This window comes from Cobetia sp. D5 (assembly GCF_035666195.1).
In the GTDB taxonomy this organism is placed as follows: domain Bacteria; phylum Pseudomonadota; class Gammaproteobacteria; order Pseudomonadales; family Halomonadaceae; genus Cobetia; species Cobetia amphilecti.
This window is the reverse complement of sequence record NZ_CP142020.1, coordinates 3,556,794-3,569,700: the sequence shown is the minus strand read 5'-3', so window position 1 is coordinate 3,569,700 and position 12,907 is coordinate 3,556,794. Positions and strand designations below refer to the sequence as shown.

Here is a 12,907-nt window from a genome sequence, read left to right as displayed (position 1 = left end):
ATGCCCGCTGTTCGATCCTGTCCAACGCCAGAGAGAGTGCTAGATGAGTGAAGGCTTCAAGGACCCCGGTGCACGTCACGGACGCCATCTGGTCGTGTTGAGTGGCGCCGGCATCAGCGCCGAGAGCGGCCTGCGCACCTTCCGCGCCGAGGATGGCCTGTGGGAAGAGCATCGTCTGGAAGACATCGCGACGCCGCAGGCCTTCCGACGTGACCCCCAGCAGGTGCTGCGCTTCTACGATGACCGCCGCACCCAGGTACGCCGCGCCAGGCCCAACGCGGCCCACAAGGCGCTGGCTGAGCTGGAGCAGCACGGCTTTCGCGTCTCGGTCATCACCCAGAACATCGACGACCTCCACGAGCGAGCGGGCTCGCGCGAGGTCGTGCATCTGCATGGCGAGATTCTCAAGGCGCGCTCCAGCGTCGACCACGGCCTGCGCTATCCCTTGCCGCGTGGCGGCATTCGCCTCGGGGACCTGTGTGACAAGGGCAGTCAGCTGCGCCCGGACGTGGTGTGGTTCGGTGAGGCGGTGCCGCTCTATGCGGTCGCCGAGGAGATCGCCGCCGAGGCGGACCTGCTGTTGATCGTCGGCACCTCGCTCAAGGTCATGCCGGCGTCCAACCTCTATGCAGCAGCGCCGCTGGATGCCCCCATCGTGCTGGTCGACCCGAATGCCGATGAACTGGCCGAGCCCGGCGTGCTGCCGCTGGCCGAAAGTGCCGGTCAGGCGGTACCGCGCCTTGTGCGCCATTGGTTGTATCAGGGCCACCTGGGGCTGCCTGATACGTTATGATGCGCGCCTTCAGGCCTGCCATGGGAGGCGGGCCAGCAATTTCCGGGAAATCGATGCCCCGGGCGACCGAAAAGTGAAAAGCATGTTCGAGACGCTGAATCGTTTCTTCCCCTTGTGGGCGCTGGTCTTTGCCGGCATCGCCGTGGTGGCTCCGACGCCGTTCGTGGCGCTCAAGGACACCATTCAGCCTCTGCTGGCGCTGATCATGTTCGCCATGGGCCTGACCCTGTCGCGTGACGACTTCATACGCGTGGCACGTCGCCCCGGCCCCATCGCGCTCGGGTTGCTGCTGCAATATAGCGTGATGCCGCTGGCCGCCTTCCTGATCGCACGTCTGCTGGGGCTGGACCCGGCGCTGACGGTGGGCATGGTGCTGGTCGGTGCCACGGCAGGGGGAACCTCCTCCAACGTGATGACCTGGCTGGCCGGCGGACACGTGGCGCTATCGGTCTCGATGACCATGGCCTCGACGCTGCTCTCCATCGTGATGACGCCGCTGCTGACCTGGTGGCTGCTGGGCACCGATATCAACGTGCCGGTCAGCGGCATGCTGCTGAGCATCGCCAAGCTGGTGGTCGCCCCCATCGTGCTCGGCGTGGTCGTGCACCACTTTGCGCGTGATCTGATCCGCGAGTGGGAGTCGGCATTGGCGAGTCTGGCCATGCTGGCCATCGTGCTGATCATCGCCATCGTGGTCTCGCTCAACGTCGGGCGACTTGCCACGCTGGGCCCGCTGGTCGCGCTGGCGGTCGTGGCACACAATGTCATCGGCCTGAGCGCGGGTTATGGCCTGTCGCGTCTGTTCGGGCTGGATGAACGCACTTCGCGCACCATCGCCATCGAGGTCGGCATGCAGAATTCCGGCCTGGCGGCGTCACTGGCCAGTCAGTTCTTCTCCGCCACGGCGGCGCTGCCGGGGGCGATCTTCTCCATCTGGCACAACGTCTCGGGGTCGCTGCTGGCAGGCTACTGGAAGCGTCGTCCGCCCAAGTTCGTGACCGGCAGCAAGCACCGCTACGAGGTCTGATCCCGCGAATCGGCAACCTGAGTCGGGACAGAAGAATGGGAGAAAGGGACGCGCATGCTAGAATGCGCGTCCCTTTTTCCTTGGTTCTGACTGCTCATCATGTGTGATTCCCGCCCCCCGCCGGCTGATGGCGACGATATCGCCGCCTGTGCGCCTCAATCTGCTTCCGCTGTCGCCTCCAGCGTCGATGGCGACGCTGTGGCAATCGATACCGTCGCGCCAGGCGCAGGCAGTGGCATCACCACGCTGCCCAGTGGCGAGCCGGAGGCGTGGCACGGACGGCATCCGCGCCGCGAATTCAAGGCGCGCGGCAGTCAGGTGATTCGCTGTGAGGCGTGCCGCCTGCCCAGGCTCAATTGCCTGTGTCCCTATCAGGTCACCGCCGAGTCGCGGATCAAGTTCTGGCTGATCACCCATCCGCTGGAGCATTACAAGCCGACCAATACCGGGCGCCTGATCTCGGATGTGCTGGCGGGCACCGAGGTCTTCAGCTGGTATCGCGTCGAGCCGGATCCGCGCCTGCTGGCGCTGCTGGAAGATGAGCGCTATCAGCCCTTCATCATCTTCCCGGATGACCAGCCCGACTACGCCGATCGCGTGGTCGACGTGAATGCCATCGCCGGCGTCGGCGCCGATGTGGCAACGCATACCGCCAGTGGCGAGGCACGCATTCCGGTGTTCATCCTGCTCGATGGCACCTGGCGTCAGGCGCGGCGCATCTTCCGCAAGAGCCCTTATCTGGACGGCCTGCCGGTATTGCCGCTGCACACTCAGCGTCTGACCCGCTATCACCTGCGCAAGCCTGCCTCCGAGGCGCACCTGTGCACGGCGGAAGTGGCGGCGGAGCTGCTGCGTCAGGCGGGGGAGGAGAACGCGGCCAGCGTGCTGGATGACTACTTCGACGCCTTCAACGACTGCTATCGTGCCAGCCGCATCCACTATGTGCTGGAGCCGACCGCGCCAATGCGCCGCCTGCTGGCGCGCCGTGACGCCACTACCGGCGAGTCATAGTCGAAGCGCTGCAATAAAAACGCCCCCGTCGGAGTCCTCCGGCGGGGGCGTTTGCGTTCAAGGTGACGCTCTGGGCACGCTGGCGGCTGTCAGCGCCGCCAGAAGGCCGGCGTGAACAGCACCAGGATGGTGAAGATCTCCAGACGTCCCAGCAGCATGGCGAGGATCAGGATGCCCTTGGCGGCCCCCGGAATATCGCCGTAGTGGGTCGCGACCTCACCCAGTCCCGGCCCCAGGTTGTTGAGCGCCGAGCCGACCGCTGACCACGCCGTCACCTGGTCAAGCCCGGTGGCCAGCATGCCCAGCATCATCAGCACGAACAGCATCAGGTAGACGGAGAAGAACCCCCACACCGCCTCAGCGACACCCTCGGAGATACGCATCTTGCCGACCTTGACCGACAGGATGGCATTGGGATGGATCAGACGATGGATCTCGCGCACGCCCTGCTTGAGGATCAGCAGGATGCGGATGACCTTCATGCCACCACCGGCGGACCCGGAGCAGGCACCGATGAAGGCGGCGATGAACAGCATCATCGGCAAGACACCCGGCCAGCCGGTGAAATCGGCGACGCCGAAGCCGGTGGTGGTGGCCACCGAGACGGCCTCGAACAGGCCGTGGCGCAGCGCCTTGCTGTCATCGTAGCTGCCGGTCAGCAGCAGGCCGGCGATGGTGACGCAGGTCAGGATCAGCAGCAGGATCAGGAAGAAGCGTGTCTCCGGGTCGCGCAGATAATGGCTGATGCGGCCCTCGCGCCAGGCGGCGAAGTGCAGGCCGAAGCTGATCGAGGACACCACCATGAAGAACACGCAGATCATCTCGATGCTGGCGGAGTCGAAGTAGCCGATGCTGGCGTCGTGGGTCGAGAAGCCACCGACCGCGACGGTCGAGAAGCTGTGGCCCAGGGCATCGAACCAGCTCATGCCGGCCGCCCAGTAACTGGCGAAGCACACCAGCGTCAGCGCGGCGTAGATGTACCACAGCGCCTTGGCCGTCTCGGTGATGCGCGGCGTCAGCTTGGAGTCCTTCAGCGGGCCGGGAATCTCGGTGCGGTAGAGCTGCATGCCGCCGATGCCGAGTGTCGGCAGGATCGCCACCGCCAGCACCACGATCCCCATGCCGCCCAGCCATTGCAGCTGCTGGCGGTAGTAGAGGATGGAGTGGGGCAGCAGATCGAGCCCCGTCATCACCGTGGCGCCGGTGGTGGTGAGCCCCGAGAACGACTCGAACATGGCATCGATGATGGTCAGGTTCGGGTCTTCGGCGAGCAGGAAGGGCAGCGAGCCGAAGGCCCCCAGCACGGTCCAGAACAGCACCGTGATCAGGAAGCCATCGCGGTTGCGCAGCTCCTTGCGGGCGTGCCGATTGGGGTAGAAGAGCGCGAAACCGGTCAGCAGGGTGATGCCCATCGCCACGGCGAAGGCGCTCAGGGTGTCGTCCTCGAAGACCCTCGAGATCAGCATCGGCGGCACCAGCGTCAGGCTGAACAGCATCAGCAGGATACCGAGGATGCGAGAGATCACGCGTAGGCTCATGCGGCGCCTCCCTGAGAGAGGCGCTGCGTGGCGAGGCCGCCGAGTGACGTTCGGGGCGGGCGCGGGGCGGAAGTCATGGAGGCCGGCATCAGAAGAAGGTCAACCCGACCTGGAACAGACGCTCCACCTCGCGGATGCGACGCTTGTCGACCACGAACAGGATGACGTGGTCGTTGGATTCCACCACCAGGTCATGATGCGCCACCAGCACTTCCTTGCCGCGTACCACGGCACCGATGGTGGTGCCCTCCGGCAGGTTGATATCCTCGATGCGTCGGCCTACCACCTTGGAGGAGCGCTCATCGCCGTGGGCGATGGCCTCGATGGCCTCTGCCGCACCACGGCGCAGCGAGTGGACATTGACGATGTCACCCTTGCGCACGTGGGTCAGCAGGCCGCCGATGGTCGCCTGCTGGGGCGAGATGGCGATATCGATCTCGCCGCCCTGCACCAGGTCCACGTAGGCCGCGTTGTTGATCAGCGTAAGCACCTTCTTGGCGCCGAGTCGCTTGGCCAGCATCGACGACATGATGTTGACCTCGTCGTCGTTGGTCAGCGCGCAGAAGATATCGCAATCCTCGATGTTCTCCTCCAGCAGCAGACGCTTGGAGGTGGCGCTGCCGTGCAGGACCACGGTGCGATCGAGGCGCTCGGAAAGGTCGGTGCAACGCGCCAGCGAGTGCTCGATGATCTTGACCTGATGACTGTGCTCCAGCGTCTCGGCCAGACGCTCACCGATGTGGCCGCCACCGGCGATCACCACCCGGCGGAAGTTGCGATCGACGCGTCGCAGCTCGCCCATCACGGTGCGGATGTCCTTGCGTGCCGCGATGAAGAACACCTCGTCATCGGCCTCGATCACGGTGTCACCGCGCGGGATGATCGGACGATTGCGACGATAGATGGCGGCGACGCGGGTATCCACGTTGGGCATGTGGCGACGCAGGAAACCGAGCTCCTGACCGACCAGCGGTCCGCCGTAGTAGGCCTTGACCGCGACCAGCTGGGCGACGCCATTGGCGAAGTCGAGCACCTGCAGGGCGCCGGGATATTCGATCAGGCGGCGGATGTGGTCCGTCACCACCTGCTCGGGGCTGATCAGTACATCGACCGGAATGGCGTCATGCGAGAACAGGCCCTTGCGGGTCAGATAGGCGGTCGAGCGCACACGCGCGATCTTGGTCGGCGTGTGGAACAGGCTATGGGCGATCTGACAGGCGATCATGTTGACCTCGTCAGAGTTGGTCACCGCGATCAGCATGTCGGCATCCTCGCCACCCGCCTGCCGCAGGATCTGCGGATAGCTCGCCGGCCCCGTGACCGTGCGGATGTCGAGTCGGTTGTGCAGCTCGCGCAGTCGTTCGCTGTCGGTATCCACCACCGTGATGTCATTTTCTTCATGGGCCAGGTGTTCGGCGAGCGTTCCGCCGACCTGACCTGCGCCCAGAATGATGATTTTCATGTCCGGCTCGTCCGCTGTTGCTCAGTCGGCACAGGATAAACCAGTGCCAGGACGGAAGACAGCCGCGCCCCGAGAGTCGGGGCGCGGCTGTCCGGGAATGTCAGGCGTGGCGTCTCATGTCATCACGGACGTCGCGCCGACACGGCTCACCTGGCTGTGATCAGGCGCTGGCCTTGGTGATGTGGGCCAGGTAGAAGCCGTCGTGACCATTGACCTGTGGCAGCATCTGGCGGCCAGCACCGGAGACACGGCCCCAATCGGCCTTGATGGTCTCGGCCCTGGCGTCCGGCGTCGCGGCCAGGAAGCGGTCCATCACGCGGGCGTTTTCCTGGGTGATGATGGAGCAGGTGCCGTAGACCAGGGTGCCGCCGGGCTTGAGCATGCCCCACAGATTGGCCAGCAGCTTGCCCTGCAGGCGTGCCAGGTCGCCGATGTCGTTCGGGCGACGCAGCAGCTTGATGTCCGGGTGACGGCGGATGACGCCACTGCCGGAGCAGGGCGCGTCGAGCAGGATGACGTCGAAGGCTTCGCCGTCCCACCAGTCGCGTTCGCTGGCATCGGCACATACGACACCGGCACCCAGCTCGAGACGCTCCAGCGTCTCTTCCACGCGCTCGAGACGCTCGCCGTCGATGTCGATGGCGGTGGCGTCCAGGCCCGGGAAGCGCTCCAGCATGTCCGCCAGCTTGCCGCCCGGCGCGGTGCAGGCATCCAGCAGGCGCACGCCTTCCCCTTCGGCGTTGATGGCCGTCACGGCCGGTGCCAGCAGCTGACCGGCCAGCTGTGCCGCTTCATCCTGCACGCTGACCAGGCCTTCCTCGAAGCCCGGCAGGGCGCTGACGTCGCAGGCGCTGGTCAGGGTGATGCCGTGCTCGGCGAACGGGCAGGCCACGCCTTCGATCTCGGCTTCCGCCAGCTGGGCGAGGTAGTCGTCGCGGCTGATGGCGGCGACATTGACGCGCAGCGTCATCGGCGCCTGGGCGTTGTTGGCCTCGGCGATGGCCTGCCAGTCGTCCGGCCAGTTGCGCTGGAAGGTATCCAGCAACCACTGGGGGTGGGACAGGGCGACGGCGGGGTCCTTGTCGACTTCGGCTTCCAGCGCTTCCTGCTCACGCTGGAAACGACGCAGACAGGCGTTGAGCACGCCGGTGGCCCAGCCCTTGCCCAGGCCACGGGCAGCGCCAGCGGTCTCACCGACGGCGGCGTGCGGGGCGATGCGCATGTACAGCAGCTGATAGAGGCCGAGCAGCAGCAGGGCGTGGATGTCCTGATCCTGCGACTTGAAGGACGACTTCAGCAGCTTGCCCGCCAAGGCATCCAGACGCGGCAACTGACGGCAGACGCCGAAGCACAGTGCCTTGTAGAGGCCCTGGTCACGCCCGGCGACGCCGGACGGCAGGCTGTCCAGGTTCAGCGAGGTGCGCGCGGCCAGCACCGGGGCCAGCGTCCGCGCGGCCGCGACACGCACCGCAGCGCCCGGCGAGGCCGGTGCATTGTCAGGCTTGCGACGGGCGCCGCCATGCTTGTGAGCGCCGCCCTTGCTGCGGGCTGGCGGCAGGGAGTTGCGCTTCTTGCCGTTGCCCTTGGAGGACGGGTTGTCTGACTGGCTCATGCGGAAGTCTCGGTCTGGGAATCGGTATCAGGGGCGTGATCTGCGCCGAGGACGAGGCCCTCGGGGAAGCGCGCAGCACGGGAATTGAGCAGGTCCTTGACGGACAGCGGCTTGGCGCCGGGCAGCTGGGCGCGAGTGATCTCGAGCACCTCATGGCCATCGCCGCAGGCGATGCGCAGGCAATCCTTGCCGGGTGCCAGCAGGGTGCCGGGCGCCACGCTGTTCGCAAGGCGCTGCTCGCTGGTGCGGGACATCCACAGGCGCAGCGGCTCGCCCGCAAGGCGTGTCCAGGCCACCGGCCACGGATTGAAGGCGCGAATGCGCGCGTCCAGCTCGGCGGCAGGGCGGGTGAAGTCGAGTTCGGCCTCGGCCTTGGAGAGCTTGGCGGCGTAGGTCACACCCTCATCCGGTTGGCGGGTCGCGGGCAGGTCGCCAGCGGCGATGGCGTCGAGGGCCGTGACGATGGCCTCACCTCCCTGGGCCGCCAGCGCATCATGCAGCTCGCCACCGGTGGTGCTGGCGGTGATCGGGGTGCGGCGGATCAGCAGCATGTCACCGGTATCCAGGCCGGCATCCATCTGCATGATGGTGACGCCGGATTCGCTGTCACCGGCTTCGATGGCACGCTGGATCGGCGCGGCACCGCGCCAGCGCGGCAGCAGAGAGGCGTGGATGTTCAGGCAGCCCAGACGCGGAATATCGAGCACCGCCTGCGGCAGGATCAGGCCGTAGGCCACCACCACCATGATGTCGGCATCGAGGTCGCGCAGAATCTGACGATCGGCCTCGTCCTTGAAGTTGAGCGGCTGATGGACGGGGATATCGTGCTGGAGTGCCAGCTGCTTGACGGGGCCCGGGGTCAGCTTGCGACCACGCCCGGAGGGGCGATCAGGCTGGGTGTGGACACTGATGATCTCGTGGCGACTGCCCAGCAGGGCGGACAGACACTCGGCGGCGAAATCGGGGGTGCCGGCAAAGGCGATGCGCAGGGCTTTCGACATGTGCTATGACTCATGTAGGAGCACGGAGGCGGCTGTGCTCAAGGTGCTGACGGTTGCGGCAGGACGGCCAGCGCGACAGATGCGGCTGATGGACCAGTAACCGCACGAAGGCCGAGGGGATGCCCTCGGCCTTCGTGCGGTGCCGCCATGCGCTCAATATCGGCCGTGTGGCCGAGCGTGAGGGATCAGGCTTCTTGCAGCTTGTGACGCTTCTGCATCTTCTTCATCACCCGATCACGCTTGAGCGGGGAGAGGTAGTCGACGAACAGCTTGCCTTGCAGGTGGTCGTGCTCGTGCTGGATGCAATGTGCCAGCAGGCCATCGGCTTCCAGTTCGTAGGCATCGCCGTTGCGGTCCTGAGCCTTGAGTCGTACCTTCAGATAGCGCGGGACTTCGGCATAATATTCAGGAATCGACAGGCAGCCTTCCTGCATCGGTTGCTGTTCATCACCGATCGGGGTGTATTCCGGGTTGATCAGCACCAGCGGCTGGGACTGATCTTCGCTGACGTCGATGACGATGAGACGGCGATGCTCGTCGACCTGTGACGCGGCGAGGCCGATGCCGCGGGCGTCATACATGGTCTCGATCATGTCGTCGATCAGGGTCTGCAGCTCGGCGTCGATCGTGTCGATCGGGGCGGCAACGTTGCGCAGACGCTCATCAGGGAATTCAAGGATTTCGCGTTTGGCCATGGCTGGTGTAATTACCGTTGTGCTGTCAGAAAGGATTTGCCTGATATTGTAGTGTGCGCAAGCGAGGAACGGAACCGAATGCCGTCAATGCTGCTACTATCGCGGCAATAGTCAGGATTGATCTGACATGGCGATGGACAGGGGTCAGCAGCCACCAGGCGCGGGGCAGAGCGGGTCTGCGCGGTGCGGAGTTCAGAACAAGACCATCACCACCGAGCGATGGGTGGCAATAACGCAAGGGACGCAGGAATGGGCATGAAACGACTGGTCGGCAATGCCGTCTTTACGGCACTCCTCGGCATGGCGACGCTGGGGGCAAGCGCAGGGATGTCGCTGGCACAGGCAGCAACCGTACGTGATGACGTACCTTCCACCTACGTGGTGGTGCGTGGCGATACGCTCTGGGACATCTCCGGGCGCTTTCTGCGTGAACCCTGGCTGTGGCCGGAAGTCTGGCGCGCCAATCCGCAGATCAAGAATCCGCACCTGATCTATCCGGGCGATCGCATCTCGCTCTACTACGAGAATGGCGAGCCACGTCTGCGCCTGGAGCGCGGCCAGGGCGGGGTCGTGAAGCTGTCTCCCCAGATCCGCAAGATTCCCAAGCGCGAGGCGGTGCCGCCGATTCCGCTGGAGAAGATCTCGGCCTTCTTGAAAGAGCATCGCGTGATTGACCCGGCGCTGCTCACCGATGCGCCCTATATCGTGGCCGGGGATGACACCCGCCTGATCAGCGGTGCCGGCGATACCATCTACGCCCGCGGCAACTGGTCCGCCAATGACACCTACAGCGTCTACCGCAAGGGCCAGCGCTATCTGGACCCGGACACCCAGGAGTTTCTGGGGCTGGAGATGATCAGCATCGGCGACATCAAGCTTGAGCGTCGCGAAGGCGATATCGGCGTGCTGCGCGTGCTGTCGGCCAATCGCGAGATTCTCAATGGCGATCTGCTGCTGCCGGCGGACGGTGGTGCGATCACCACCAGCTTCCAGCCGCAGCCGACCGAAGAAGATGTGGGCGGCGTCATCCTCGCGGCCCCCGATGGACTGCGCAATATCGGTCGCAATGACATCGTCGCGCTCAATCGTGGCAGCCGTGAAGGCATCCAGCCGGGGTTTGTCTTCGGTATCGAGCGCCGCGGCGAGACGATCACCGATCCCGTCACCGGCGAGCCGATCACCCTGCCCGGTGAGGAAGGTGGCCTGGTGATGGTATTTCGTATCTACGACAAGGTCAGCTACGCGCTGGTGATGCAGGCCGGCCGCCCATTGAGCGTCGGTGACAAGCTGCTGGAGCCCCACGGCTGATCGAAAGCCCCTGTCATCCGCAAGCATCGGCGTGGTGAAACGACTCGTCGTGCTGAAGCGAACAACCAGGGTGAGTCAATAATCCGCTCGGGAGGTGTGGCGTGTCGATCGATGTCGAACAACGCGGCCCCTCGCGGGCGGATTTCGTCTTTCTGGCGCGCCTGCCGGGCTTTGGCACGCATACCGCGGCCAAGCTGCGTGAGCGGGCCGACTGGCCGCAGGGCTGGCTGGCGGTATTGCCGCCACGCCTCGCGGCACCGCTGCGCCTGTGGTGCGAGCGCCCTGAATCCTCGCCGCTCCATGAGCAGGTGATGGCAGACCTTGCCTGGCATGCGCCGGCACAGGGCTATCATCTGCTCACCCCCGCGGACCCCGAGTGGCCAGCCATGCTCGACACCCTGCCGGACCCGCCGTTGGCGCTCTGGGCGCTGGGGCGGCAGTCGCTGCTTGAGTTGCCCATGCTGGCCATCGTCGGCGCACGCAAGGCCAGCCAGGCAGGCCTGCGGCATGCGCATGACTTCGCGGCTGAGCTGGTCTCACGTGGCTGGAGTGTCGCCAGTGGGCTGGCGCTGGGGGTCGATGCCGCGGCGCATCAGGGAGCCCTGGCGGCGTCAGCGCGTCTCGGCGCGCACGACTATGCGGCCAACCCCTCGACGCTGGCGGTGCTCGGCTGTGGGGTCGATGTGGTCTATCCCGCTCAGCATCATCATCTTCGCCAGCGGCTGCTGGAGGGCGGCGGTCTGCTGCTCTCGGAGCATCCGCCTGGCACCGGCGCGCATGCGCGCCACTTTCCCCGCCGCAATCGGCTGATCACCGGCCTGTCACTTGGCGTGCTGGTGGTCGAAGCCACGCTGCGCAGTGGCTCGCTGGTCAGTGCCCGGTTGGCGATGGAGCAGAATCGCGAGGTGTTCGCGCTGCCGGGACGCATCGATGACATCACCGCCAGCGGTTGTCTGGAGTTGATCCGTCAGGGGGCGACGCTGGTACGCGATGTCGATGACATGCTGGCGGAGCTCGAGCACCTGTTGCCGGCTCACTCGACCGAGCAGCCGTCAACGCAGCCCCGGGTGGCGTCATCCAGGCAGCCCGCTGCCACCTCTGCGGCCTCTCGCTCCGCCACTTCGGCTCGGCAAGCGACAACCTCCGCTACCTTCGCGACACCCACGACATCACTGCCCTTGCCGTCTCTGGCGCCGCCAGCGTCACGCGCTGCCACGCCGCCTGACAGTCAGGAGGCGGCGCCATTGTGCTTTCTGGGGGCCGTGCCACTGGCGCTGGACAAGCTGGTCGAGCTGAGTGGCACCTCGGTCAGCGAGCTGAGCATGCAGTTGCTGGAACTGGAGCTCGAGGGGCGAGTCATGCAGGCACCGGGTGGCTGGAAGCGGCTCTGACGCTCTGAGCAAATGTTGCCGACCTGGCATTGATGATCCGGGAGGCCGGCAACCTGAACTCATTTGCCGAGGCTGACCTTGCCGCTCTCGGGCTGCCAGGCATTGAGCGCTGCGTCACGCATGGCGCGCTTCTCGCGCTCACTGGCACTCCAGTTGCCATCGTAGAGCACGCCTTCCCACTCGCCGTAGGTCGGGTTGGGCAACAGCACGAAGCGACGGCCGAACTGATCCGCCTGGCGGGCGACCTCGGCATTGCGTGCGCGGGTGGTGGACTGCTGGAAGGCCTGATCGAAATCGCCGAGGTTATCGCCCATCAGCAGCGCGATGTCATGCTCCTGCGTGACCCGTGCGCGGCGCGCGGTCTTGTCGGAGCTGTCGATGCGCGGCATCACGTGCTCGGCATTGGCCTGCGGGAAGCCCAGCGCGGCAAGATTGGCGATGGTGGCCTGCTTGCCGGCTGCCTTGCGGTTGGTGATGTAGTAGACATCGACGCCGCTGGCGTGTGCGTAGTTGAGGAACTCCACGGCGCCCGGTGAAGCCGTGGAGACGGCGTCATCCACCCAGTCAGCCCAGCTCTGGCTGTCGTAGGTACGACCTTCACGCAGTGCCCAGCCGCCGTAGCTGGTGGTGTCGAGCACGGTGTCATCGACATCGACGACCACCGCCAGCGGCTTGTCCTGCGCGTGGCGACGCGCCAGCGCCAGATTCAGGCGGTCGTGGGCCACGTTGAAGGCTTGCAGTGACAGGGCATGAAACTCCGCGCTGCGCTGTATCCATAGGGTCGCCAGCATCGCCTGGTCGCTCAAGGGCGCCTGCGCCGCGGCATCCTGCAGCGGGGCAGGGCGTGGCGCCGGCGCGGTCGGCGTCTGGGGGCCAGAGCTGGCACAGCCTGCCAATGCCAGCAGTAGAGCGGCTGAGGTGGTCAGTGAGAAAGCGCGACGCATGGATCACATCCTTGTCTGAAGAAAAGGGGGAGGAAAAGTGGGGGTGAAACGCCATCAGGCCCGGTGCTGGAGACTGTCCAGCAAAGCATCCAAATGACCTCGATAGTCTTTTGAAACAAGCCTTT

11 protein-coding genes are annotated in these 12,907 nt (G+C 65.6%); 5 read left to right on the top strand and 6 right to left on the bottom strand.

Annotated features, from left to right (window positions below):
- Positions 1-43: 43 nt before the first annotated feature.
- The 3 genes from U0O11_RS14790 (at position 44) to U0O11_RS14780 (ending at position 2,831) form a co-directional block, all read left to right on the top strand.
- Positions 44-793, top strand: a complete 750-nt coding sequence (locus U0O11_RS14790; RefSeq protein WP_052384572.1) for an SIR2 family NAD-dependent protein deacylase — start codon at positions 44-46, stop codon at positions 791-793.
- A gap of 82 nt (positions 794-875) precedes the next feature.
- Positions 876-1,820 carry a bile acid:sodium symporter family protein gene (locus U0O11_RS14785; protein ID WP_324690590.1) on the top strand — a complete coding sequence of 315 codons (945 nt, stop codon included), beginning with the start codon at positions 876-878 and terminating at the stop codon, positions 1,818-1,820.
- 99 nt (positions 1,821-1,919) lie between these two features.
- Positions 1,920-2,831 (top strand): tRNA-uridine aminocarboxypropyltransferase, encoded by a 912-nt coding sequence (locus U0O11_RS14780; protein ID WP_082388815.1) that lies wholly within the window; start codon positions 1,920-1,922, stop codon positions 2,829-2,831.
- 89 nt (positions 2,832-2,920) lie between these two features.
- Here U0O11_RS14780 and U0O11_RS14775 read toward each other — a convergent pair whose 3' ends face one another.
- The 5 genes from U0O11_RS14775 to def form a co-directional block, all read right to left on the bottom strand.
- Positions 2,921-4,369 (bottom strand): TrkH family potassium uptake protein, encoded by a 1,449-nt coding sequence (locus U0O11_RS14775; protein WP_043333794.1) that lies wholly within the window; start codon positions 4,367-4,369, stop codon positions 2,921-2,923.
- A gap of 88 nt (positions 4,370-4,457) precedes the next feature.
- A complete protein-coding gene (gene trkA, locus U0O11_RS14770; RefSeq protein ID WP_043333795.1) occupies positions 4,458-5,831 on the bottom strand; it encodes a Trk system potassium transporter TrkA in 1,374 nt (457 codons plus the stop codon).
- A gap of 160 nt (positions 5,832-5,991) precedes the next feature.
- Positions 5,992-7,443, bottom strand: coding sequence for a 16S rRNA (cytosine(967)-C(5))-methyltransferase RsmB (gene rsmB, locus U0O11_RS14765; protein WP_279836870.1), 1,452 nt, complete (start codon positions 7,441-7,443; stop codon positions 5,992-5,994).
- The gene (fmt, locus tag U0O11_RS14760) at positions 7,440-8,444 is read right to left on the bottom strand and encodes a methionyl-tRNA formyltransferase (protein WP_279836871.1); all 1,005 of its coding nucleotides are present in this window, start codon (positions 8,442-8,444) and stop codon (positions 7,440-7,442) included. Before fmt ends, rsmB begins: the two co-directional genes overlap by 4 nt.
- Before the next feature lie 185 nt (positions 8,445-8,629).
- Positions 8,630-9,139 carry a peptide deformylase gene (gene def, locus U0O11_RS14755; protein ID WP_043333797.1) on the bottom strand — a complete coding sequence of 170 codons (510 nt, stop codon included), beginning with the start codon at positions 9,137-9,139 and terminating at the stop codon, positions 8,630-8,632.
- Between the two features lie 255 nt (positions 9,140-9,394).
- Between def and U0O11_RS14750 the strand changes: the two genes are divergently transcribed.
- The gene (locus tag U0O11_RS14750) at positions 9,395-10,447 is read left to right on the top strand and encodes a LysM peptidoglycan-binding domain-containing protein (RefSeq protein ID WP_279836872.1); all 1,053 of its coding nucleotides are present in this window, start codon (positions 9,395-9,397) and stop codon (positions 10,445-10,447) included.
- 101 nt (positions 10,448-10,548) lie between these two features.
- Positions 10,549-11,838, top strand: a complete 1,290-nt coding sequence (dprA, locus tag U0O11_RS14745) for a DNA-processing protein DprA (RefSeq protein WP_279836873.1) — start codon at positions 10,549-10,551, stop codon at positions 11,836-11,838.
- Positions 11,839-11,897: 59 nt separating this feature from the next.
- Here the strand turns inward: dprA and U0O11_RS14740 are convergent, their stop codons facing one another.
- Positions 11,898-12,782: a 5'-nucleotidase, lipoprotein e(P4) family gene (locus tag U0O11_RS14740; RefSeq protein ID WP_279836874.1), complete on the bottom strand. Its 885-nt coding sequence runs from the start codon at positions 12,780-12,782 to the stop codon at positions 11,898-11,900.
- Between the last annotated feature and the right edge of the window lie 125 nt (positions 12,783-12,907).